Below are 22,944 nucleotides of genomic sequence, written 5' to 3'. Positions count from 1 at the left end.
CCAGCCTCCCCGTTGATGTCAGACCGCGCCTTGTCCCCGCGCGGTCAGCAATTGATATTCGGAATTGTTCTCCATCATTGCGTCGATGTCGAATTATACAGCCATTAATCGATGGCCGCCCTGAAGATGTTCTGCCAGGCTTACGGGAATGGGTCTGTCGTAAAGATTTTGTTAACCATCTTTGAGGAAAACATTCGTCGAATTGGGCGGCCTCGATGACGGGCAATCCGTGCACCGATGACCCCAACCCTCTCGCTGAGGGCTGCGCAGATGTGCGGATCCGTGCGAGCAAAGAGCCTTTTCTCGATGCCGTCTCTGTCAGGTCAGCCAACTGTTTTAATTTGCCACGGGACGGTCCGTAGCCGCGAACGATTTCTGGTTACGGCCACCACCACCCTGGCATTGATCGTCAGCTTCTCTGCGCACGCCGCCGAGCAATCCCAACCCCAAGTGGTCATCGGCGCAGATGGCCGGGATGGCAAAGTCGTCATCATTGGGCGGAACACTTCTGCCACGCCCGGCCAGGCTGGCGGCGATCTGACCTTGATCGATGTCGATACCGCAGCCGCCGGGCTTGATCCCGCCGTGACGCTCCAAATTGGCTCGAAGGGCGGACGCGGTGGACGAGGCGACGATTTTGGCCTCGGTTCGGTTTTCGGCGCCAACGGAGGCGCCGGCGGTGCCGTCTCGGTAACGTTGTTGGAGGACGTCGCCGGACTGGGCGACCAAGTCAGCAGCGGCGCTCGGCCGGAATTCAAGCCCATTCCCCGGTTCCTCGTTTTTTCCCGGGGCGGGGATGGCGGATTCGCCCTCACGAACTTCGGCGGCGGCGGAGATGCCGGCCCAGTTGCGCTCACCGTTTCGTCCATGGTCTCGACCGTGGGGCAAGCCTTCCTTGGCGTGCGAGTGAGCGCCACCGGGGGAAATGCCGGCTCAGGCGGGGTTGCCGCCGACCAGACTGCGTTCCGGAAGGGCGGGACCGGCGGGTCGGCTTCGCTCGTCGTGACGCCGTCCGGGCAGGTGAGCACCGACGGTGCCGGTGCTACTGCGGCGATCGTCGAGTCCATCGGCGGCGCAGGCGGCAACCGCGGAACAGGAACCGCCTACAGCAAGCCCGAGGTGACGCAGGGCGGCATCGGTGGCCCTGCGCGCCTCGACATGGCCGGCACGATCAGGACGGCTGGCGACTATGCCTTCGGCGCCCTCGTCCAGAGCATCGGCGGTCGAGGCGGAAGCCAGGGCGATGCAGGTGGACGGGATGGAGCCCGAGGCGGCGACGGCGGCACCGTCACGGTGATCCAGCGCGGCACCGTGGTCACGCAGGGCGATTATGCCCTGGGCATCGTTGCGCAGTCGGTCGGCGGCCCCGGCGGCAGGGGCGGCGACGGCATCTTCGGCGGCGGCAAGGGTGGGGATGCCGCCACGGGCGGATCAGTGACATTGACCAACAGCGGCACCGTGACGACCGGCGGTACCGGGGCGATCGGTCTGGTCGCGCAGAGCATCGGTGGCGGCAGCGCCGACACGGCCCTGCCCCTCTCGCCCCTGGCCGTGAGGTCCGAGGCAAATGGCGGCGGTGCCGGGGGCAGGACGCTGTGGTTCTCCACCGGCGGTACCGGTGGCACCGGGGGGAGAGGCGCCACCGCCGAGATCGTCGATGCCGGCGGCAGGATCGTGACCGCGGGTGACGCCGCATACGGCGCCCTCGTCCAGAGCATCGGCGGCAGCGGCGGCATCGGCGGCGACGCGTTCACGGCGAATGCCTTCTTCTCTGTCGGCCTGGGCGGCAGCGGCGGCGGCGGCGGCGATGGCGGCCTCGCCCGCTTCACGGGCGTCGGCGGTACGGTCGAGACCGGCGGTGACGGCGCGACGGCCGTGCTGGTTCAGAGCATCGGCGGCGGCGGCGGTGCCGGCGGCGAGGCCAGGACCAAGGCGGTGGGTGTAGGGCTTTCGGCGTCGTGGGCGATCGGCGGGAGCGGAGGCCGAGGCGGACAGGGCGGCTCCGCCGTCATCGAGAGCGGCAGCACGGTCACGACCGTCGGCCTCGGCGCGGACGGCCTCGCGGCGCTCAGCATCGGCGGCGGCGGCGGCGTGGGCGGCCTGGCCAACGCGCAAGCGATCACGGCACCCCTCGTGACCCCGACCGGCAAGGCGCTGCCGAGCTTCGCGTTCTCCACCGCGATCGGCGGTTCGGGAGGGGATGGTGGCGCGGGCGGCGCAGCGCGTGTCGCCAACACCGGCCTCGTTACCACTTACGGCGATGGGGCGACCGGCCTCCTCGCCCTCAGCGTTGGCGGCGGCGGCGGAATCGGCGGCGGTGCGACGGCCTACGCGCTGGCCGTCGCACCGCCGCAGCAGATGGCTGTGGCTGCCACCACGATCCTCGGCGGCACGGGCGGCGGCGGCGGCAACGGCGGCAGCGCTACCATCACCAATCGCGGGACCGTGCGGACCTCCGGCGACGGCGCGTCCGGCATCGAGGCCCTGAGCATCGGTGGCGGCGGCGGAACCGGCGGTGGCGCGACCGCGACGAGCAACACCTTGAGCCTGCGCCAGAACATCGCCATCACCCGGGGCATCGGCGGGAAGAACCGCGATCGGAGCGGTGGGGAGGGTGGAGGCGGTGGTACCGGCGGCGACGTGACCGTCACTCAGGCGGGTCGCGTCACGACCGGAGGCGACGCTGCGATCGGCGTCCTCGCGCTGAGCGTCGGCGGCGGCGGTGGTAATGCCGGGCCGGCCTCGGCAGTCGCGACGTCCGGAGTCTCCTTCGACAAGACCCTCAACGAAGTTCTCGGCAAGCTCCCGATCGCCGACACCCTGTCGGTGAGCGATACCGTTGGCGGCTCAGGCGGCGTCGGCAACCGCGGCGGTACCGTCCGGGTCACGAACGAAGGCACGGTCTTGACCGGCGGTTCGAACGCGACCGGCATCCAGGCCCACAGCATCGGCGGCGGCGGCGGCAACGGCGGCGAGGTGTCGGGTGCCGCCACGGGTACGTTCAAAATCACCCGACAGCTTGGCGGATCCGGCGGGACCGGTAGCATGGGCGGCCCAGTGGCTGTCTTCAACGCCGCGACCGGCACGGTCGCGACCTCGGGTGACGGCGCACACGGGATCCTTGCCCAGAGCATCGGCGGCGGCGGCGGTACGGGGGGCAGCCTCGCGGCCGGAACGGATGTCGCGCCCGACGCCGTCGGGGAGATCTGGCAACAGATCAAGCAGGCGATCGGCGTCGAAGCGTATCAGCAGTGGGCCGCCGACAAAAATAACAAGGACGACAGGAAATCGCTTGAACAATTCCTCAAGGACATCAAGGCCAGCGACACCTACAAGGGGCTCGCTGACAAGCTGAAGAAATCGGATTTCGGCAAGGCGCTGAAATCCTACTCGACCGGCATCTCAAACTACCTGGACACACAGAAGAAGACCGGGACCAAGCTGCCCAATGTCTCGGCAACTTTGGCTCTCGGCGGCGACGGGGCAAGCGGAGGCTCCGGTGGCGAGGTCAACGTCAAGAACGAGGGGACGATCACGACCCTTGGAGCCTCCGCTCACGGGATCATGGCGCAGAGCATCGGCGGTGGCGGCGGCCAGGGCGGCGTTTCGTTCGCACAGGCCACCAATGCGACCAACATCGCGGCGACCGTCGGCGGCTCGGGCGGCACGGGCAATACTGGCGGTCCTGTGGGGATCCTCAACCTCGGTACGGTCGCTACAGAGGGCAATGCAGCCTACGGCCTCTACGCGCAGAGCATCGGCGGCGGCGGCGGGACCGGTGTCGGCGCCAGCGTCGACAGCCAAGTCAACAAGGGTTTGACACTCAATCTGAACGTCGGCGGCCGCGGCGGTGTCGGCGCGCATGGCGGCGACGTCACGATCGAAAACCGCGGCACCATCGCGACGGCCGGGATCGAGGCGCATGCCGTTGTCGCTCAGAGCATCGGCGGCGGCGGCGGCAGCTTCGCCGCACCGGCTGGCGACGACGCGGCTGACGATGGCACGACCAAGGACGGCTCCGGGAGCGACGCCAAGAGTGGCGCCAAGGATGACACGAAGAGCGATGCCAAGGCGCTGACGGATGCGCTGCTCGCAGCGCTCGACATCGTACAGATCGCACCGCCGGAGGATCCTGCCTCCGTCTCGGCCAAGTCCGGCAGCCTGACGCTCGGCGGCTCCGGAGCCATGGCGGGCAATGGCGGCACCGTGCGGATCGTTCAGGACGGCACAGTCGCCACGAGCGGCTTCGGCGCGGTCGGCATCCTTGCCCAGAGCATCGGCGGCGGCGGCGGGCTCGCCTCCGTGGCGGCGGGACCGGGCGGCCATAAATATACGTTCGGGCTGGGCGGCACGGGTGGTGCCGCTGGCGATGGCGGTTCGATCCAGGTCAGGATGGGGGCGAGCGCGCAGATCCTGACCACCGGCGACGCGGCACCGGCCCTGCTCTTGCAGTCGATCGGCGGTGGCGGCGGCTACGGCGGCGCCCATCAGGCCATGGGCTACGCGATCCCCTACGGACTGGCGGACGGCAGTAGCGGCTCCGGCGGTGCGGTCAGGGTCAACCTGGAGCAGGGCTCCGTCATCCACACCGCGGGCACGCAATCCCACGGCATCGTCGCTCAGAGCCTCGGCGGAGGTGGCGGGCTCCTCGTCGGCCTGTCCGGCGAGACGGCGATGCAGCCCGTGCGAAGCCGCGCCGTAACCGGGAGCGGCGGCGATATCTCCATCGAGTCGGCCGGGTCGATCATCGCGTCCGGCCTGGACGCCCACGCGATCCTGGCGCAATCCGGCGTCCAGCGGACCGATGGTAGCCTCGAGCCCGATCCGAGCCGCAGCGGCAAGATCGTCATCCGGGTCAGCGGCCTCGTCACTGGCGGCAGCGGCGCGGGCGCGGCGATGCGCGTCGAGGGTGGGCACGACAATAGGATCGCCATCGAGGAGGGCGCCGTGGTCAGCGCCGCCTCGGGCCGGGCGATCGTCGGCGCGTTCACCACCGGCACGATCACCAATCGCGGTACGCTGATCGGTGACGTCGACCTCACAGGCGGAGGGCAGACGGGTCGCGTCCTGTTCGACAACGGATTCGACGGCGCAGCTTCGGCGATCCTGCGCACCGGTCCCGACGGTGTCATCGCCCTGGGAGATGGCGGCCGCCTGCGCAACGGCGCCATCCTCGACATCGGCGGGGTCGGCAAAGTCGCCCGGGCGACGATAACCGGCAATTTCGAGCAGACCGAGTCCGGGCGCCTGTTGGTCGATATCGCACCGCTGGCGACAGATCCCGCCTTGCGGAACGATCTTCTGACCGTCACCGGCACCGCCTCCCTGAGGGGCGTGGTCGAGCCGCACGTGATCGATGGTCTCTCGCCCGGCCGCTACACTTTCCTCAGGGCCGGCCAAGTGGAGAACGTCGGCGCCAGCGCCACCGGAAGCAGCATCAGCTCGGGGGCCATCCCAATCTCCTGGACGATCGTCTCGACGGGGAACAGCATCGCGCTGGTGCCGCAGGCTCATTTCACGGCGCCGGTCGGCGTGACCCTGACCGAGGACCAGCGCAGCGTGGCGCAAGGCCTGCAGGATGCCTGGGATGGAAACACGACGAAGCTGGGCACGCTCTACGGACGCTTCCTCTCCGTCGACAGCTCGAAGGCCTATGCCGCCGCCCTGGACGAGTTGAAGCCAGAATCCAACCAGGACAACCTGACCGACCGGACGCTCGATACCCGCAAGGGTCTCCAGCGCGCCATGAGTTGCCCGGCGTTCACGGGAACCGGTACGCTCCTGCGTGAGGGTGAATGCGTCTGGGGGCGCATCACCAGCGCTCACACGACCCAATCCGCCACCGCGGACGACGTTGGCTACCGTCAGACCGCCCTCAGCTACCAAAGCGGACTTCAGACCGAGTTCGCCCCGGACTGGTTCTTCGGCCTCACTGGCGCCTACACACGGGCGATCCAGAGCGACCCCGACCGGATCACCGGGACAACGAGCGATGCCGCCGATGTCTCTGCGGCGCTCAAGCACCAGATTGGCCCCTGGCTGCTCGCAGCTTCGGCCAATCTTGGTTATTCCTGGGCCGACAACAAACGCCTGATCGATTTTGGTGGGGCTACCGCCACGGCGCGCAGCAAGTCCGGAATCCTCACCGCGGGCGGTCGGCTGCGGGCGAGCTACCAAGTCTTGTTCGGCGACTGGTATCTCAAGCCCTACGCGGATCTGGACCTGCTCTACAGCTACAGCCCTGCCTATTCCGAGACCGGGGCGCCGGGCTTCAACCTCGACATGCGGCCGGTGGCCAAGACGCTGGTGGCATTCAGCCCGATGATGGAGATCGGCGGCCGGATCGACCTCGACGGGGGGCGCTGGGTCCGCCCCTACGGCACCCTTGGCGTGACACTCCTGTCGGACGACCATTTCACCGGCAAGGCGAGCTTTAACGGGACCGGCGCGCTGGGCCTGTTCGCTACGGAATCATCGATCCCCGATCGCCTCGGCGAAGTGGGGCTGGGTTTTCAGGTCAGCCTCGGTGGCGGCATCGAGGTGACCGGCGAGTATCAAGGTCAAGTCGGAGACCACTTCCTCTCGCATGCGGGGACTGCTCGGATGCAGCTGCGCTTCTGAGAAAGGCTGCTGCCGACCTCACCAAAACCCATCGCGGTCGATTGGATGCCGTGGGGCATCTACTTTCGCCACTTTCGTCCAAAAGCGGACCGTCTCCAAACGACCCATATCGACCGTCCCGACAGCCGTTGCTACGTCCCGAAAGCGGTCCTTCTCGGTGCTGGGCGACGCAAGTTCGAAGCGGACAGAGATCGGACGCATCAGACGGGGATGCGGACGCGCACTGGACCACGATGATGACCTCGCGTGGCGGCCGAGCCACCTGGAACTATCCGACCTTCGCGAACGTCGCGCGCACATCTGCGACCAAGGCCGAAGGGTTCTCCATGGCCGCGAAATGTCCGCCCCTTGGGGGCCGGTTGTAATGACGCAGGTCCACGAAACGCTTTTCCGCCCAGCGCCGTGACAGCCGCATCACCTCACCGGGGAACACACTGACGCCGGCTGGCAGCGGCATGGGTTCGCTCGGCATACCCGCTTGGCCTTGCGCGTTGTCCCAATAGAACCGCGCCGAGCTGGCTCCGGCGTTCGGCAGCCAGTAGAGCATGATGTCGTCGAGCATGTGGTCCAGCGGGATCACGCGCTCGGGCTCGCCGCCGCTGTCGGTCACGTCCTGAAACAGCGCGTAGATCCAGGCCGCCAGCCCCACCGGCGAGTCCGCCAGCGCAAATCCGACCGACTGCGGACGCGTGTTCTGCAGCTTCATGTAACCCGACTGCACCCGGTCGTATCGCGCCATGCCGGACAGCATCGCCTGCTCCTCCGGCGTCGCGTCCGCGATCTCGTCCTCTGTCGGCTGGAACATGACCATATTCAGGTGGATGCCGGCGAGGCCGGGCGCGCGCATGTGCGCCAGCACCGTCACCACGGCCGCACCCCAATCGCCGCCCTGGGCGAACCACCGGTCGCCATAGCCCAGCCTCTGCATCAGCTCGACATCGGCGCCAGCGATGCGGCCGACGTTCCAACCTGGCCCGGTCGGCTTGTCGGAGAATCCGAACCCCGGCATCGACGGGATCACGAGGTGGAACGCACACCGCGGATTTCCGCCATGCGCCGCAGGGTCGGTCAGCGGCCCGATCACGTCGCGGAACTCCAGGATCGAGCCTGGCCAGCCATGCGCCAGCAAGAGCGGTTGGGCATCGGGCTCGGGCGAGCGGACATGCAGGAAGTGGATGCCGAGGCCGTCGATAACGGTGCGGCTGCTGCCCCAGCCGTTGATGAGGGCTTCTGCCACCCGCCAATCGTAGCCATCGTGCCAGCGGCCGACCAGACGGCGGATGGCGTGCACGGTCGGACCTTGGCTCCCGTCGGTGACGGTGCCGGCATCGGGCCAGCGGGTGCGGGCGAGGCGGTCGGACAGGTCGGTCAGGTCGGCGTCGGCGACCCGGATCGGGAAGGGAGTGATAGCGTCGGTCATGGCATGGCTTTCCCTTGGCGGGTCGATGCTCAGCGGATCGTGGGGGCGAGGACGGCTGCGGCGCTGGTCCAATCGGTCTTGCCGTAGCGGGTGTTGTCGAAGCCGTGCAGCTTGCCGCGCCCGGTCGACATGTCGCGCAGGTATTGCATCCCCTGCCACGCCGGGAACGGCGCGTCGGTCTCCGGGGTCAGCGCGCGCGCGACGGCTATGATCGCGCTCAGGCGACCGATGCCGCCGGCGCGCAGCAGCCGCCAGCGCCGGCCTTCCAGGCTGGTCAACAGCTCGGCCAGCCCGCGCGGGCTGATCTGATCGCCCGAGATGCGCAGATGGCGGGGCGCAGCAGGGTCGAGCGCCGCGTCCGCGGTGTAGGCGGCGACGTCGTCCTTGGCGGTGAAGTCGAACACCTGGTCGGCATCGCCCCAGAAGAGGACGCGGCGAAAGCGGTGCAGCACGATAGGAGCCTGGCCTTCGAGGAGGTCGGCGAACGGCCCGTTGAGTATCGAGGTCGCACGGATCCGTGCCGCATCGAGGCGGGCCGCGAATTGGCGTCGCAGGTCCATGTTGCGATTGTCGCCCGGCCGAGTTGTCAGATAGTCCAGGCAGAAGTCGGACGGGATGAAGCGCGGCACGCCGGCTGCCACCGCCGCGTCGAGCAGTTGCCCTTGCGTGTCGAGGATCACCGGCGCGTACCGTTCAGCGCAGACACGACGCACGCGGCGCCGGAGACGGCGTGAGTCAGCGCAACACCGTTTCCGAAATCCACGGAGACTTGCTCGACGTTGCCGCGGGCCAGCTCATCGGCCGGCCGGCGCACCAGCGCCCGTACCGGCCTACCCTTGGCCGTCAGTGCCTTGACGATCCGGGTGCCGAGATCGCCGGTGGCTCCTGCCACGACCACCAAGTGCTGGGTCTGCGCGCCATCCACCACTCATTCCTCCATCCGCTCGCCGATCAGGTGAATAGGCGTTGCGCTCTCCTGCGATTAGCTGGGCGAGATGGGACAGGGTGTTGCAAAAGGTGGAACGACAATGCAGCTCTCCGACCTGCGCGCGTTCGTGCGCATCACCGACCTGATGAGCGTGTCGGCCGCGGCGCGCGCGCTCGGCCTGCCGAAGTCGGGGGTCAGCCGCGCGCTCGCACGGCTGGAGCGCGATCTCGGCGTGGTACTGATGGACCGCTCGACGCGGCATTTGCGGCTGACCGACGCCGGTACGCTGTTTCGGCCGCACGCGATCCGCATCCTGGCCGACGTGGACGAGGCAGGCACGGCACTCGAAAGGTTGGGAGGCGTTCCGGCCGGTACGCTGCGGGTCAGCCTGCCTTTCACGGTCGCGACCGCACTGGTCGCTCCCATGCTGCCGGGGTTCATGGTCGCCTATCCCCAGGTCCGCGTGATGCTGGCGGTCGAGAACCGGTTCATCGACATGCCGGCCGAGACGGCCGACCTGCTGATCCGGGTGGGCCCCCTCGTGGACAGCGACCTGATCGCACGCCGGCTGCTGGTCTCGGAGGCATGGCTCTGCGCCAGCCCCGGCTACCTCGCGGCGCGGGGAACGCCCGCTCACGCCGCCGACCTCACCGACCATACGCTGATCAGCTACGGCGATCGGGCCATGGCCTACCAGGACAATGCGACCGACGACGCCAGACGCATCGAGCTGCCGCCGGCCGTTGCCATCTCCGACTCCGCGGCTCTGCTGCCAGTGGTACTGGGCGGCGCCGGCATCGCGTACCTGCCCGATTTCCTTGCGAGGCCGTACGTCGCGGACGGCCGGCTGGTTCGGCTATGGCCCACCGCCGAGGGCATCGAGACCGTGATTCACGCGATCTACCCGAGCCACCGCAGCTTGTCGGCCAAGGTGCGAGTCTTCATCGACGCGCTGGTTGCCAGCTTCGATGGATTGCAGCGTTAGCGCTAAGTCGAAGCTGCAATCCGGCACAGGGTTTGCCGTCTTCCCGGGCACCCTCCCGGCTGATCGCCGATCCGGTCATTGCGCGTCTCACGGCATCGTCACAGTTGAATTGAGTGAATGTGTTGCCTTCCGATGTTCAATGTTTTCGGGACGGCAACATCGCCCATCAACGTCAGCTTTCGATGCGTCCTTGCCCTAAAGCCGAAGGACTGCCGTCCACCGATCGAAGGCGCTCGGAGGCGCGTTGGCGCCGCGGGAGCTGACCGAGGGCTACCAGCTTGCTTTGGCGAACGGCCCTCGGCAGAGCGGACGCACTTCTGCGGCCCCGCGCACGGCTTCAGTCCCTCACGCGGGCGATGACCGCTACCGGCCCGCCGCCATCCGGCCCCTGATGCTCAGCGCCGCCGGAGACGAACAGGTCCGTCCGGCCGATCGCCGCGGCGGCCACGCCGCCGACCAAGGCACGGGCGTGCCGGGTGGCGTTGATATCGCTGTCGTCGTTCATGATGTGGCGCCGTCCCCGGATCAGGCCATCATGGGAGGGCTCGGCCTTGGCGAGCAGGGCGATCACGCGCTCCGACTCATGAGGCGGCAACTGCCCCGCTTCCAGGAAGCCGAGGTCGGTGAGCACCCCCCGAATCGCGGGCAGGTCGATGCCGTCGTCCATGACCCGGTGGGCGATGGCGAGCGGGCCTGTCCAGCCCTGGGAGTTGCCGAGCACGATGATCTCGTTGCGCATCAGCTCGATCCCCGCCGAGCAGCTGGCGCGGCCGGAGAAAAGATCGCGTCGGGTGCCGATGGCGGAATCCGTGAGATGTTCGCGGTCGACCTCCCCGAGGGCGAGGGCGATGCCGAGCGCCGAGGCGCCGCGGGATAAGCCCATCGAGGCGTAGGTGTCGTGTGTGGCAACGCCGTGGCCCCGGGCGGCCGCCTCGGCGATCCGAGCGCTCGTCAGGAGCGGGCACTTCACCTGCACCAAATGCACGTCGGCGGGATCGGTGAGCCCCGCCTCTGCCATGGCCCGGCCGACCGCCGCCGCAGTCGCCTCGACCTGCGCCATCCGGCCGATCTCCTCCGCCCGGAACTCCTGCGTGAAGGCCGTGCCGATGGCGAGCGCCTTGCCCTCCGGCACCGCAGGGCCGTCACGCCGGGCGAGGACGAGGAAGTGCGGCGACAGCCCGCCTTCGGTGCCGCCGGACATGACGAGGGCGATCCGCGCGCCGACCTCCGCCGCCGTGCAGCCGAGGGCGGTGGCGAGCGCCGTCTCCAGGGCCATCACCGCAAGCTGCCGGGTGAAGTCATTCACGCAGCCATTGCCCTCGGTCTTGCCGAAGATCGCGACGATCTCGGTCACGTCCACCGCCCCGGAAGCGACGAGGCCCATCACCTCGGAGACGTCGGCGGGATGCTGCGCGGGCACGCGGAAGACGAGGCATTCGGGCATGGGGGAACCAGGGTGGAAAAAAGGGGCGCCGCCCTTTCATCGGGGCAAACCCATCGTCCGTCCGCGCGCCCAGCGACGACAGGAACCGGCACGATCGGGTGGCCAGCAGGGGCAAGCACAGACCGGACCATCTTCGGAGAATCCCTGAGCATTCTACCGCCCGGGCGGAGCAAGTCGTCGATCGGCTCCCGACTCCGAACCAGCACATTGGCCCAATCTGCGGTAGAAGCAGACCGTCTCCAGACCACTCCCTGCCGCCGTTCCGGTAGCGACCCAGTCCGGCTGTTCCAGACTGCTTCGTGGCGTCCTGGAACCGAACACTTGGATGCAAGCAGCTTCGTCGTACCTTTGTTTTCCGGAGGCTGTAGCACAGTTTAAGGCGCATGCTCGATAACGTTACTTGTCGTTATGCTCTGTGATTGCTTATTGCTTCGAGTAAAATGGAGTGCTGTCGATGAACAACCCGGAGAAAGACGGCGTCGTCCTCTAAGGCTCGCGCCAGCACAATCGCGCCTTGTATCCCCGAAACCACCTCCTCCGCGAGTTTCGAGGCGTGTAATTTGGAAACTCCACCGGTTTCTAAACACTGAGCGAGAGCAGATATCCAGCGAGCGAAATAACTTCTTATTCGCACCGCGAAAGCGGCTCCAGAGGCATTCAGACCAATGCAGCCGACCAGACATACCCTTCTGCCGGATCGGAAGTATACCGTCACGTCCTCGATCATGGACGTGACGGCAGCCGTCGGATTATTTGCATGCTCCAACGTCGAGAAAATCACGTTCTCGAACCAAGCGTCTATGTCGGCAAGAACCGCCTCCATCATCTCTTCCTTCCCGCCCGGAAAGAAGTTGTAGAGGCTGCCTTTGCCGAGGCCGGTCGCCTGCGACAGTACCGACAGGCTCGCGCCCTCGAACCCGTGCTCGCGGAACGCTTCAGCTAGTGCTGGGACGGCATCGGCACGCTCGGTCGGGGCGCGCTTAGCGCTCAAAGGCCGAGGTCGCTGAGCGAGGGATGATCGTCGGGTCTGCGGCCCAGTGGCCAACGGAATTTCCGCTCCGTCTCGTTGATCGGCATTTCGTTGATGCTGGCATGGCGGTGGGCCATCAATCCGTCCTCAGCGAATTCCCAGTTCTCATTTCCGTAGGCGCGGAACCAATGTCCGCCGTCGTCACGATACTCATATGCATAGCGCACAGCGATACGGTTGCCGGTAAAGGCCCAAAGCTCCTTGATTAGCCTGTATTCGTGCTCTTTATTCCACTTGCGTGTGAGGAAATCTTGTGCCTCCTCCCGATTGTTCGCAAATTCGACACGGTTCCGCCAGCGTGTATAGGACGTATACGCTGTCGCGACCTTGGCCGCATCGCGCGTGTTCCAGCCGTCTTCAGCAAGGCGCACCTTTTGGATCGCGGACTCTTCAGTGAACGGGGGAAGCGGGGGCCGGGACATCGGAATCACCTTTCAGAACCATGTTGTACCGTTCGGTACAACATGGTGGCCGACCGATCAAGCCCCCTGGGAGCACTCCTACTGTCGGTTCGGGGATCTGCATGCGGCGAGCGGCAGCTTCCTCCGATCTTGGCTCTGAAAGCAGACCGGCGGGAAGCCACCCTGAGCGGCCCTCCCGCAATCGACCCCACCCAGTCGTCCAATGCCGCCTGAGCAGGCCCGGTCAGCAGACGTGCAAATGCTGGGACGTCGAAGCCGATCCTGCGGTAGGCGACGCGCCGGACATCGTTGGGATATTGCAACGCACCACCCTGCTGATGTACGAGGGCGGTATAGGACAGGACCCGGTGAAAGCCCGGGTGGCTCTTCCGGCCGCCGATCCGCCGGACCACGCAATTGACGGCGACTGTGTCACGGACTCCCGCGGGGGCCGACCTGCCGTCTTGCGCCTCCCGCACGGGTTTGCAGACGCTTCGCGTGCCGGGACGATGAAAGTCCCTATCCAACATGAACTTCGCACATCTCCGGAGCGAATGGGTTCCGAACACGGTCACGCGTGAATTATTGGCCGGCGCGGTGGTCGCCCTGGCCCTCATTCCAGAAGCCATCGCCTTCTCGATCATCGCAGGCGTCGACCCCAAGGTCGGCCTCTACGCCTCCTTCTGCATCGCCGTGGTCACCGCCTTCGCCGGTGGCCGGCCGGCGATGATTTCGGCCGCCACCGGCGCCATGGCGCTGCTCATGGTCGAGCTCGTGAAGGCCCACGGGGTGGGCTACCTGTACGCCGCCACCATCCTCACCGGGCTCCTGCAGATCGTCGCCGGGGCCCTGCGCCTGGGCAACCTGATGCGGTTCGTCTCTCGGTCGGTGGTCACCGGTTTCGTCAACGCCTTGGCGATCCTGATCTTCCTGGCGCAGATGCCCGAGCTCCTCGGCCAAGGCACCACGGTCTACGTCATGACCGCCGTTGGCCTCGGCATCATCTACGGGCTGCCGTACCTGACCAAGGCCGTGCCATCACCGCTGGTGATCATCGTCCTGCTCACCGCCGTCTCGATGTACCTCGGCCTCGGCATCCACAGGGTCGGCGACATGGGGGCGCTCCCGAGCGAGCTGCCGTGGGTGGCCCTGCCACAGGTGCCGTTCACCCTCGACACGCTGTGGATCATCCTTCCGGTCTCGCTGACCTTGACCATGGTCGGTTTGCTGGAGAGCTTGATGACCGCGGCCATCGTCGACGAGATGACCGACACGACTTCGAACAAGAACCGTGAATGCGCCGGCCAGGGCGTCGCCAACATCGCTTCCGGGTTCCTCGGCGGCATGGCCGGCTGCGCCATGATCGGGCAATCGGTCATCAACGTCTCCTCCGGCGGCCGCGGGCGCCTCTCGACCCTATTCTCCGGTGTGTTCCTGCTGTTCCTCATCGTGGTGCTCGGGCCTTACGTGGCGCAGATCCCGATGGCGTCGCTCGTGGCCGTGATGATCATGGTCTCCATCAACACCTTCCAGTGGAAATCCCTGCGCACGCTGGTCACCCATCCGAAGGCGTCGAGCGTGGTCATGCTCGGAACTGTCGCTGTGGTGGTCGCCACTCACGACCTCGCCAAGGGCGTGCTGTTCGGCGTGGTCTTGAGTGGGTTGTTCTTCGCCCACAAGGTCACGAAGTTCTTCGCCGTCCGGTCTTCCCGTGGCGAGGGCGACGTGCGGACCTACCGGATAACCGGGCAGATTTTCTTCGCCACGGCGGAAGCCTTCCACGCCGCCTTCGATTTTCGCGAGGAAGAACTGAAAGGAGTGGTGATCGACCTGCAGGCGGCGCACTTCTGGGACATCTCCGCCATCACCGCCCTCGACCGGGTCGTCCTGAAGCTTCGCCACCATGGCATCTCAGTTGACGTCGTCGGCATGAACGAGGCGACAGCCACCATGGTCGAGCGCATTGGCACCCACGACAAGCCTGGGGCGACGTTCGCCGTCGGCGGTCACTAACTCGACGGCAGGCCATCCTCGCATCGCGTTGGCAGTGCGTGAGGATGGCCGCTTTGCGATCAACACGCTCAGAAGCAGTCATGCCGCTTCCCACCCCGAGCAGCCGGTCCGCACCCGATCCGAGTCGGTCGCCGTCGATGGATTGGAGCATTCTCGGAAGCAGATCTAAATCGCGTCTTTATCGAGTGTGGGTGTCTCCGCAGCGCGCAAGTCGTGGCGCTGGTCTAATGCGTAGGCATTGATGATCCCTGCCAGCAGACCGGGAAAGCGTGCCTCCACCTCGATCCAGCGGGAATGGTTGCGCACTTCGACGCCGTGACGTTCGCTGCGGATCAAACCGGCCTCGCGCAGAACCTTGAAGTGGTTGGACAGCGAGGATTTCGGGATGACCCGGTCACCAACTGCCGAGACTGCCGAGCAGGCCTCGACACAGCCCGCCTGCATGATCTTGGCGAAGATGGCCGCGCGGCTCGGATCGGCGAGCGCGTGCAGGATCGCCTCCGGACGCACGTCATCGATAGCGGGGTGAAACAGGGGTCTCATATTTCGTCCATATGGGGTCTTGAACGACGCTCCATTAGTTCCGAAGTTCCGAACTATGGGCCTAAGGCTGCCATCCCGGAGCCGGTCCCAGTCGGAGATAGCACACATGTCGAAGCTTGAGGGCAAGGTCGCCGTCGTGACCGGAGCATCCAAAGGCATCGGTGCGGCGATCGCCAGAGCGTTGGCCCAGGATGGCGCCGCTGTGGTGGTGAACTACGCGTCCAGCAGGGCCGGGGCTGACACCGTCGTGGCGGCCATAACCTCGGCCGGCGGAAGGGCCATCGCGGTCCAGGGCGACGTGTCCAAAGCGTCCGAGGCGCAGGGTGTGATCGAGGCGGCGGTGCGGGAGTTCGGGCGGCTCGACGTGCTGGTCAACAACTCCGGCATCTACGAGTTCGCGGCGATCGAAGAGGTCACAGAGGAACACTATCGCCGCCAGTTCGACGTCAACGTGCTTGGCATTCTGCTGTCGACCCGGGCGGCCGTGAAGCATCTCGGCGAAGGCGCGAGCATCGTGAACATCTCTTCGGCGATCACGCACGTGCAAACGCCGGCGGCGGCGGTCTACGCGGGCACGAAGGGCGCGGTGAACGCGATCTCGGGCGTCCTCGCCAATGAGTTGGCCCCGCTCAAGATACGCGTGAACGTGGTCAGCCCCGGCTACGTGGTGACCGAAGGCACGCACACGGCCGGCATCTCCGGCTCGGAGATGGAAGCCGGGATGGTCGCACAGACACCTCTCGGCCGCGCCGGCCACCCGGATGACATCGCGGGCGTCGTGACGTTCCTCGCGTCCGAGGACGCGCGCTGGCTTACCGGCGAGAACATCACCGCCAGCGGCGGTATTCGCTGAAACATAACGACTAGACCTGCGCGCACGGGCCAGACAGGGGCTGCGCGCAGGAGCGCAACGCAGGACGAGCGTTGTCGAACTACGTCAACCCTTCGATAGCGTCTGCTTTGCTGTCTCTCGCACCGGAAGCAGACCTGCGGCTTTCCACCCAATCCGGTCATTCGGAGCCACACGCCAGCGGGGCTGGACTTGGCCGAAAACCGTCGGTCCGCTTTCAAGAAGGTCCGCCGGAGAAGCGGACGGACTGCTACCGATCCAACCCGGCCGCCCAAGCTGCCGCCGGCGGTTCTCCAAAGCGGTTATTCTAGGGGCGACCCTCATCCGGCGTTGGAGGGGACGCTCACCGCAGCCGCGTTGCGTCGATGACTAGGAAGTACTGGCAAGCCTCTGCCCCGAGATTGGTGAAGGCGTGCCCGGCATCGGCCTCGAAATACAGGCTGTCCCCCTCTTCGACCACGAGGGACCGCTCGCCGATGACGGCGCGCAGGCGCCCCTTCAGCACGAAGATGTATTCCGAGACGCCCCTGCGGTGAGCGACGAACTCCCCCGCCGTTGCTCCCGGCGGCAGGGTGTTGAGCACCATGTCGATTCCCCGGCCCGGCAGGACGGGCGAGAGGCAGCGGCGCAGGAAGCCCGTTTCCTCGTCGCGCAGCACCGGCTGACGGGCGGCGGGGATCAGCAGCACCTCCCGGTCGGTGGCGGGCGACATCAGGCGCGAGAAGGTCACGTCCAGGGCCTCGGCGAGGCGGGAGAGCACCGCCGTCGACGGTACCGCCTCGCCGCGCTCCACCTTGGAGATCATCGACCGGCTCACCCCCGACAGGGCGCTCAGCGCCTCCAGGGAGAAATCCCGCTCCTTGCGCCGCCGCCGGATCTCTCCGGCGAGCACCTGGAGCTGCGAGCGGGCCTCGGCGTCGGCCTGCTCGCGCCGCCCCTCTGTCATGACCGTCATCGGCACGTCGTCCTGGTCCCCCGGCCAGAGCGCTCCCTCGTTCCCGGAAGCTCGTGCGAGGGACTTAGCACGACCCGCGCGGCCGTGTCCGCCGGACCGGCGCGTCCGGATGGCACGCGGCTTGTATCGCCTTGAGTGGAAATTCCTCTTTCAAAGTGGATGACCGACATGGTCGACGCCGCCCTCCCGATGGATGGAACCCTGCTGGCCGCGCAGGATCCCGTGACCCCTGCGGACCGCCGCCAGATCGTCTGGTCGAGCGTCATCGGCACCACCATCGAGTGGTACGATTTCCTGATCTACGGCACGGCCAGCGCGCTGGTGTTCAACAAGCTGTTCTTCCCCAGCATCGATCCGGTGGTGGGGACCATCGCCGCGTTCGGCTCCTACGCCGTGGGCTTCCTGGCGCGGCCCCTCGGCGGGGCGGTGTTCGGCCATTTCGGCGACCGGGTCGGGCGCAAGGCCATGCTGGCCCTGACCCTGATGATCATGGGGATCGGCACATTCCTGATCGGCTGCCTGCCGACCTATGGGCAGATCGGCATCCTGGCCCCGGTCCTCCTCGTCGCCCTGCGCCTGGTCCAGGGCATCGGGATCGGCGGCGAATGGGGCGGCGCCGTGCTGATGGTGGTGGAGAGCGTGCCGCAGGAGCGGCGCGGCTTCTTCGGCAGCGTCGTCCAGCTCGGCTACCCGATCGGGGTGATCCTCTCGATCGGCGCCTTCGCCCTGACCGGCCTCCTGCCGGAGGAGGCGTTCCTGTCCTGGGGCTGGCGGGTGCCGTTCCTGGCGAGCGCGCCGCTGGTCCTCGTCGGCCTGTTCATCCGCCTGCGGCTGCACGAGACCCCGGCCTTCCGGGCGATCAAGGCTTGGGCGGCGACGGCCCGGTTGCCGGTGATGGAGATCCTCACCGAGCATCCGGGCCTGTTCCTGAAGGCGGTGGGCCTGAAGGTCTCGGAGATCGCCTATGTCAGCGTGGTGACCGTGTTCTCGATCTCCTACGTCACCGGGCAGCTCGGGCTGTCGCGGGGCGTGATCCTCAACGGGATCCTGATCGCGGCGGTGATCGAACTCTTCACCATCCCGGCCTTCGGCTGGCTGTCGGACCGCTACGGCCGCAAGACCCTGTTCGTGGCCGCCTGCCTGTTCTCAATCGCCTTCGCCTTCCCGATGTTCCAGCTCCTCGACACGCGCAACCCGACCATCATCGCCCTGACGGTGGCGGTCGCCCTCAGCTTCGGCCAGGGCATCATGTTCGGGACCGGGGCCGCCTGGATGTCCGAGATGTTCCACGCCCGCCTGCGCTACAGCGGCGCCTCCCTCGGGTTCCAGGTCGGCGCGGCCCTGAGCGGCGGCTTCACCCCGCTGATCGCCGCCGCGCTCCTCGCCTGGAGCGGCGGGGCGACGTGGCCGATCTCAACCTACCTCATCGTCCTCGCCTGCGTAACGCTCGTGGCGACCTTCCTGGCGCCGGAGACGGCCCGGCAGCCCATCGACTGAGCGCAGCAACGGCCGCATCACTGAAGCGAAGCGACGCGATCACGCAGTGGACATCTTTCCACTAAAATGGAATAAAAACAGGCGAGAATGCCTCAAAGGAGGGCGGCTTTGACTCGAACGATCATCGTGACGGAGGCCGCCGCGCCGGCGGTGGGACCCTATGCCCAGGCCACCCGAGTGGGTGACCTCGTCTTCGCCTCTGGGCAGCTGCCGATCGACCCGGCCACGGGGGCGTTTCCAGAGGGGATCGAGGCGCAGACGCGCCGCTCGCTCGCCAACCTCGCGGCGGTGCTGGAAGCCGGCGGCGCCAGCCTCGCGAGCGTGGCCAAGACCACGGTGTTCCTGAAGGACAGGAACGACTTCGCCGCGATGAACGCCGTCTACGCGGAGCATTTTTCCGAAGCCGCCCCGGCGCGCTCCACCGTGGAGGTGGCGCGCCTGCCGCGCGACGCCCTGGTCGAGGTCGAGGCTATCGCCCTCGCGACAGGACCCGCACGATGAGCACGACCTCGGCCCCTCCCCATATCGAGGCCTTCGCCCACAAGGTCGGTTCGGTCGCCCACGGCGTACCCGGTGGCGCCACCGGGTGGCAGGGCAGCCTGCTCCACATCCACATCGCCCCTGCGGCGAGCTACGAGATGGAGGAGCTGACGGAGGCCCGCTGCGTCGCCGGCCGGGGCATCGAGGGCGACCGCTATTGCCTCGGCACCGGCACCTACTCGCCCAAGGCCGACACCCGCGAGGTGACGCTGATCGAGCAGGAAGTCCTCGACGCCCTCGCGCGCAACGATCCACCGCTTCAGGAGGGGCCGATCCACTTGGCGCCCATCGACCACCGCCGCAATCTCACGGTGCGCGGCGTACCCCTCAACCACCTCGTCGGACGTCGTTTCCAGGTGGGCGAGGTGATCCTGCGCGGGGGGCGGCTGAACTTCCCGTGCAAGTATCTTGAGGAACTGCTCGGCCTCCCCGTCTACCTGCCGCTCTACAACCGCTCTGGGCTCAACTGTGGGATCGAGCGCGGCGGCATCATCCGGCCGGGCGATCCGATCACCCTGGTGGAGTGAGGCGATGTCCGCACGCATCGTCATGAAGCTGACGGTTGTGGAGGCCATCGCCACCACCCCGGAGGTGGTGCGCCTCACCCTCGTCCATCCGCGGCGCCCCCAGTTGCCCGCATGGGAGCCCGGCGCCCATGTCGACCTGCGCCTGCCGGACGAGCGGGTGAGGCAGTATTCCCTCTGCGGCGACCCCGCCGACCGAAGCCGGTACGTCCTGGCAATCAAGCGCGAGGAAGCCGGGCGTGGCGGCTCGGCCTGGGCACACGCCCATCTCGGCGCCGGGGCGAGCGTCCCCATCTCGCACCCGCGCAACCATTTCCTCCTAACTGCCGGGGCGCGGCACCACGTGCTCATCGGCGGCGGCATCGGCGTGACGCCCGTCGCCGCCATGGCCCGGCACCTGGCCGCGACGGGGGGCAACTTCACGCTCCATCTCTGCGCGCGCTCGGCCGCGCAGGCTCCCCTGCTGGAGGAGCTGCGCGCGGTCTGCGGCGAGCGCCTGCGCTGCTGGTTCTCCGCGGAGGGCGAACGGCTCGATCCCGCGACGCTCGGGCCGCCGGAGGACGGCGTCCACCTCTACGCCTGCGGACCCCAGAGCCTGACGGCGGCCGTGCAGGCGCTGGGCTGGCCGGCGGATCAGGTGCATGTCGAGCATTTCGCGCCTCTGGTCGTCGAGGGCTTCGTGCCCGAACCCTTCGACGTGCAGATCGCCTCGACCGGCGCGACCCTGCATGTCCCCGCCGAGACCTCGCTCTTGGAGGTCCTGCGCCAGAACGGGGTCAACATGCCCTCGTCCTGCGAGATCGGCGTGTGCGGCGCCTGCGAATGCGGCTACCGGGAAGGCGACGTGATCCACCGCGACGTCGTGCTGCCCCAGGCCAGACGCCGAGATCACCTGATGCCCTGCGTCTCCCGCGCCAGCGGGACCCTGACGCTCGCCCTCTGATCCCTCGCAGTGCGACCCAGGCTCATTGACCGGGGCGCCTCAGCCCCGGCACGGGCCGCTCGTGATGAAGGCTACCGTCTCGGACATGCCCTGAACGAGAAGATGCAGCGCCACGAGCTGAATCGCCTTGCCTGCAACGAGTGAGCGACCGCCGCTGGCTTTGCCGGACGGGCGCTTCGGGGCGAGTCCGCTTTTAAGTTCGGCGGTGACGCGATCAGATGGCTGCATTGGGCACCAAGCAGCCGCCCGAGCTTGACCCTCGATTGACTGCTTCGCGCGCAATTCGGTTATCGAGCTAGCTTCGACAATGCCTCATGAGCGGGCGCGATCGGACAGGCGCGGAGGCCTGAGAACGCCGGACAAATCCGTACTGAGCAGGTTATGCAGGTACGGACGCGCTCGTATCCGACGACCTCTGGGCGGTGGTCGAGCCGCTTCTGCCATCCGAGCTTGAGCAGCCGAAAGGCGGGAGGCCGCCCTCCTCCACAGTGCCAGCCTGCCGGCAGAGTGGCCCCCGCGACGGGTCCGAACCCGACGGACCGCGGCCTCGTTCCTGCAAGCCTGCGGGTTGCCAGGTTCGGTGATCGTACCGGACCACCGCGAGCGGTCGTCCAATCACCGCCCGCGCAGAGTGGGACTTGTCCGATGAAGCGGCGTACGCTGTTGCAGAGAGCCGGAGCCGTCGTGGCGAGCGCAGTCGCGGCACCATCCCGGGTCCGCGCGGAGGCCACAACAACCCTGCGCTTCATCCCGCAGCAGGATCTCGTCACGCTCGATCCGGTGACGACCTTCGCGTACATCACCCGCAACCACGGCTACATGGTCTTCGACACGCTCTACGGCATGGACGGCGCCTTCCGCGCCACGCCGCAGATGGTCGAGGGCCACCGGATCGAGGAGGACGGTCGCCGCTGGGACCTGACCTTGCGCGAGGGCCTGCGCTTCCACGACGGGACCCTCGTGCTGGCCCGCGACTGCGTCGCCTCCCTGCGGCGCTGGGCCAAGCGCGATCCGTTCGGCGGCTCCCTGATGGAGGCCACCGACGAGCTGTCGGCGCCCGACGACCGGACGATCCGGTTCCGCCTCAAGCGCCCCTTCCCGCTCCTGCCGATCGCGCTGGGCAAGGCCTCGGTGCCGGTCTGCGCGATGATGCCGGAGCGCCTCGCCGTCACCGACCCGTTCCAGCAGGTGCCGGAACTCATCGGCTCGGGGCCGTTCCGCTTCAAGGCGGACGAGCGCGTGCCCGGCGACCGCACGGTTTACACCCGCTTCGAGGGCTACGTGCCCCGCACGGACGGCACACCCACCTGGACCTCCGGTCCGAAAATCGTCCACTACGACCGGGTGGAGTGGCGCGTCATCGGCGACACATCCACGGCCACCTCGGCGCTGGTCGCCGGCGAGGCGGATTGGCAGGAATACGCCTCGCACGACCAGCTCGGTCTGCTGAAGGCCGCCAAGGGCGTCACCACCCGCGTCCTCGACTCGACCGGCTTCGTGACGATGCTGCGGGTCAATCACCTGCAGCCACCCTTCAACAACCCGGCGATCCGGCGGGCGCTCTGGGGGGCGATCGACCAGACGTCCTGCATGCAGGGCGTGGTGGGCGCCGACGATCCCAGCCTGTTCCACGTGCCCCTCGGCTTCTTCTGCCCGGACACGCCGATGGCCTCGACGGACGGGCTCGGGCCGCTCACCACACCGCGGGATCCGGCCAAGGTGCGGGCCGACCTGAAAGCGGCCGGCTACGCCGGCGAGACCGTGCTGCTGATGGTGCCGTCGAACTCGGCCCCGCTTCTGGCGCTCGGCCAGGTCGCGGCCGACCTGCTCCAGCGCGTCGGCATGAATGTCGAGGTCTACGCGGTCGAGTTCAACGCGATGCTGCAGCGGCGCAACCGCAAGGGGCCGGTCTCCGAGGGCGGCTGGAGCGCCTTCGTCACCAACTGGTCCGGCATGGATTGGCTCAACCCCGCCGGCTACATCGCCCTGCGCGGCACCGGCGAGAGCGGCTATGCCGGCTGGGCCACGACCCCGCGGATCGAGACCCTGCGGGACGCGTGGTTCACGGCTCCGGACGAGGCGGCCCGCGCCGCCCTGTGCCGGGACATCCAGCTCCAGGCGATGGAGGACGTGCCCTACTACCCCCTCGGCCAGTACCTGCAGCCGACCGCATACCGCTCCCGCCTCACCGGGATCCTCGACGGGTTTCCGACCTTCTGGAACGTCCGGCCCGCCTGAGGATCACGGCGC

At 67.5% G+C, this 22,944-nt stretch carries 17 protein-coding genes and 1 other annotated feature; of the genes, 9 read left to right on the top strand and 8 right to left on the bottom strand.

Annotation, left to right across the window (positions count from 1 at the left end):
• Nucleotides 1–237 precede the first annotated feature (237 nt).
• Nucleotides 238–6,621 carry an autotransporter outer membrane beta-barrel domain-containing protein gene (locus GGQ91_RS27380; protein ID WP_246410958.1) on the top strand — a complete coding sequence of 2,128 codons (6,384 nt, stop codon included), beginning with the start codon at nucleotides 238–240 and terminating at the stop codon, nucleotides 6,619–6,621.
• 268 nt (nucleotides 6,622–6,889) lie between these two features.
• On the opposite strand, the gene GGQ91_RS27375 is transcribed toward GGQ91_RS27380, so the two are convergent.
• Genes GGQ91_RS27375 through GGQ91_RS28475 form a run of 3 tightly spaced genes read right to left on the bottom strand, consistent with a single transcriptional unit; the run spans nucleotide 6,890 to nucleotide 8,966 of the window.
• A complete protein-coding gene (locus GGQ91_RS27375) occupies nucleotides 6,890–8,041 on the bottom strand; it encodes an epoxide hydrolase family protein (protein WP_043384528.1) in 1,152 nt (383 codons plus the stop codon).
• Nucleotides 8,042–8,070: 29 nt separating this feature from the next.
• Nucleotides 8,071–8,721, bottom strand: coding sequence for a Rossmann-fold NAD(P)-binding domain-containing protein (locus GGQ91_RS27370; protein WP_210281465.1), 651 nt, complete (start codon nucleotides 8,719–8,721; stop codon nucleotides 8,071–8,073).
• Nucleotides 8,718–8,966, bottom strand: coding sequence for an NAD(P)H-binding protein (locus GGQ91_RS28475; RefSeq protein WP_210281464.1), 249 nt, complete (start codon nucleotides 8,964–8,966; stop codon nucleotides 8,718–8,720). The genes GGQ91_RS27370 and GGQ91_RS28475 overlap by 4 nt, the downstream gene beginning before the upstream one ends.
• Before the next feature lie 103 nt (nucleotides 8,967–9,069).
• Between GGQ91_RS28475 and GGQ91_RS27365 the strand changes: the two genes are divergently transcribed.
• Nucleotides 9,070–9,954, top strand: coding sequence for a LysR family transcriptional regulator (locus GGQ91_RS27365; protein ID WP_182593273.1), 885 nt, complete (start codon nucleotides 9,070–9,072; stop codon nucleotides 9,952–9,954).
• 337 nt (nucleotides 9,955–10,291) lie between these two features.
• Here GGQ91_RS27365 and atzD read toward each other — a convergent pair whose 3' ends face one another.
• The 3 genes from atzD to GGQ91_RS27350 form a co-directional block, all read right to left on the bottom strand.
• Nucleotides 10,292–11,398 (bottom strand): cyanuric acid amidohydrolase, encoded by a 1,107-nt coding sequence (gene atzD, locus GGQ91_RS27360; RefSeq protein WP_182593272.1) that lies wholly within the window; start codon nucleotides 11,396–11,398, stop codon nucleotides 10,292–10,294.
• A gap of 406 nt (nucleotides 11,399–11,804) precedes the next feature.
• Nucleotides 11,805–12,389 (bottom strand): TetR/AcrR family transcriptional regulator, encoded by a 585-nt coding sequence (locus GGQ91_RS27355; RefSeq protein WP_182593271.1) that lies wholly within the window; start codon nucleotides 12,387–12,389, stop codon nucleotides 11,805–11,807.
• Nucleotides 12,386–12,850, bottom strand: a complete 465-nt coding sequence (locus tag GGQ91_RS27350; protein ID WP_182593270.1) for a nuclear transport factor 2 family protein — start codon at nucleotides 12,848–12,850, stop codon at nucleotides 12,386–12,388. Before GGQ91_RS27350 ends, GGQ91_RS27355 begins: the two co-directional genes overlap by 4 nt.
• A gap of 337 nt (nucleotides 12,851–13,187) precedes the next feature.
• Nucleotides 13,188–13,243, top strand: a sequence feature (sul1 is cis-regulatory element that is thought to sense ions involved in sulfur or methionine metabolism; They are found in Alphaproteobacteria).
• Nucleotides 13,244–13,357: 114 nt separating this feature from the next.
• Between GGQ91_RS27350 and GGQ91_RS27345 the strand changes: the two genes are divergently transcribed.
• Nucleotides 13,358–14,842, top strand: a complete 1,485-nt coding sequence (locus tag GGQ91_RS27345) for a SulP family inorganic anion transporter (protein WP_182593269.1) — start codon at nucleotides 13,358–13,360, stop codon at nucleotides 14,840–14,842.
• A 165-nt stretch (nucleotides 14,843–15,007) separates the two neighbouring features.
• Here the strand turns inward: GGQ91_RS27345 and GGQ91_RS27340 are convergent, their stop codons facing one another.
• The gene (locus tag GGQ91_RS27340; RefSeq protein ID WP_182593268.1) at nucleotides 15,008–15,385 is read right to left on the bottom strand and encodes an ArsR/SmtB family transcription factor; all 378 of its coding nucleotides are present in this window, start codon (nucleotides 15,383–15,385) and stop codon (nucleotides 15,008–15,010) included.
• A gap of 106 nt (nucleotides 15,386–15,491) precedes the next feature.
• On the opposite strand from GGQ91_RS27340, the gene GGQ91_RS27335 reads away from it, so the two are divergent.
• Nucleotides 15,492–16,238, top strand: coding sequence for a glucose 1-dehydrogenase (locus tag GGQ91_RS27335; protein ID WP_182593267.1), 747 nt, complete (start codon nucleotides 15,492–15,494; stop codon nucleotides 16,236–16,238).
• Between the two features lie 340 nt (nucleotides 16,239–16,578).
• On the opposite strand, the gene GGQ91_RS27330 is transcribed toward GGQ91_RS27335, so the two are convergent.
• Nucleotides 16,579–17,190 (bottom strand): helix-turn-helix domain-containing protein, encoded by a 612-nt coding sequence (locus tag GGQ91_RS27330; RefSeq protein WP_043385352.1) that lies wholly within the window; start codon nucleotides 17,188–17,190, stop codon nucleotides 16,579–16,581.
• 168 nt (nucleotides 17,191–17,358) lie between these two features.
• Between GGQ91_RS27330 and GGQ91_RS27325 the strand changes: the two genes are divergently transcribed.
• The 5 genes from GGQ91_RS27325 (at nucleotide 17,359) to GGQ91_RS27305 (ending at nucleotide 22,932) form a co-directional block, all read left to right on the top strand.
• The gene (locus tag GGQ91_RS27325; RefSeq protein WP_182593266.1) at nucleotides 17,359–18,687 is read left to right on the top strand and encodes an MFS transporter; all 1,329 of its coding nucleotides are present in this window, start codon (nucleotides 17,359–17,361) and stop codon (nucleotides 18,685–18,687) included.
• A gap of 108 nt (nucleotides 18,688–18,795) precedes the next feature.
• On the top strand, nucleotides 18,796–19,188 hold the full coding sequence (locus GGQ91_RS27320) for a Rid family detoxifying hydrolase (protein ID WP_182593265.1): 393 nt from the start codon (nucleotides 18,796–18,798) through the stop codon (nucleotides 19,186–19,188).
• On the top strand, nucleotides 19,185–19,754 hold the full coding sequence (locus tag GGQ91_RS27315; RefSeq protein ID WP_179698056.1) for an MOSC domain-containing protein: 570 nt from the start codon (nucleotides 19,185–19,187) through the stop codon (nucleotides 19,752–19,754). The genes GGQ91_RS27320 and GGQ91_RS27315 overlap by 4 nt, the downstream gene beginning before the upstream one ends.
• Nucleotides 19,755–19,758: 4 nt before the next feature.
• A complete protein-coding gene (locus GGQ91_RS27310) occupies nucleotides 19,759–20,694 on the top strand; it encodes a PDR/VanB family oxidoreductase (RefSeq protein WP_182593264.1) in 936 nt (311 codons plus the stop codon).
• A 645-nt stretch (nucleotides 20,695–21,339) separates the two neighbouring features.
• Entirely contained in the window at nucleotides 21,340–22,932 is a 1,593-nt protein-coding gene (locus GGQ91_RS27305) for an ABC transporter substrate-binding protein (RefSeq protein WP_182593263.1), read from the top strand.
• Nucleotides 22,933–22,944 lie beyond the last annotated feature (12 nt).

This window comes from Methylobacterium fujisawaense (assembly GCF_014138435.1).
GTDB lineage: Bacteria > Pseudomonadota > Alphaproteobacteria > Rhizobiales > Beijerinckiaceae > Methylobacterium > Methylobacterium fujisawaense.
Note: the sequence above shows the minus strand (reverse complement) of the source record. Positions and strands in the feature narration are given on the sequence as shown.

Bases quoted from the DNA above. Each gene is read 5' to 3' on its own strand.
- GGQ91_RS27380 (WP_246410958.1), top strand. From the start codon at position 238: ATGACCCCAACCCTCTCGCTGAGGGCTGCGCAGATGTGCGGATCCGTG.
- GGQ91_RS27375 (WP_043384528.1), bottom strand. From the start codon at position 8,041: ATGACCGACGCTATCACTCCCTTCCCGATCCGGGTCGCCGACGCCGAC.
- GGQ91_RS27365 (WP_182593273.1), top strand. From the start codon at position 9,070: ATGCAGCTCTCCGACCTGCGCGCGTTCGTGCGCATCACCGACCTGATG.
- atzD (WP_182593272.1), bottom strand. From the start codon at position 11,398: ATGCCCGAATGCCTCGTCTTCCGCGTGCCCGCGCAGCATCCCGCCGAC.
- GGQ91_RS27350 (WP_182593270.1), bottom strand. From the start codon at position 12,850: ATGTCCCGGCCCCCGCTTCCCCCGTTCACTGAAGAGTCCGCGATCCAA.
- GGQ91_RS27345 (WP_182593269.1), top strand. From the start codon at position 13,358: ATGAACTTCGCACATCTCCGGAGCGAATGGGTTCCGAACACGGTCACG.
- GGQ91_RS27340 (WP_182593268.1), bottom strand. From the start codon at position 15,385: ATGAGACCCCTGTTTCACCCCGCTATCGATGACGTGCGTCCGGAGGCG.
- GGQ91_RS27335 (WP_182593267.1), top strand. From the start codon at position 15,492: ATGTCGAAGCTTGAGGGCAAGGTCGCCGTCGTGACCGGAGCATCCAAA.
- GGQ91_RS27330 (WP_043385352.1), bottom strand. From the start codon at position 17,190: ATGACGGTCATGACAGAGGGGCGGCGCGAGCAGGCCGACGCCGAGGCC.
- GGQ91_RS27325 (WP_182593266.1), top strand. From the start codon at position 17,359: ATGGTCGACGCCGCCCTCCCGATGGATGGAACCCTGCTGGCCGCGCAG.
- GGQ91_RS27315 (WP_179698056.1), top strand. From the start codon at position 19,185: ATGAGCACGACCTCGGCCCCTCCCCATATCGAGGCCTTCGCCCACAAG.
- GGQ91_RS27310 (WP_182593264.1), top strand. From the start codon at position 19,759: ATGTCCGCACGCATCGTCATGAAGCTGACGGTTGTGGAGGCCATCGCC.
- GGQ91_RS27305 (WP_182593263.1), top strand. From the start codon at position 21,340: ATGAAGCGGCGTACGCTGTTGCAGAGAGCCGGAGCCGTCGTGGCGAGC.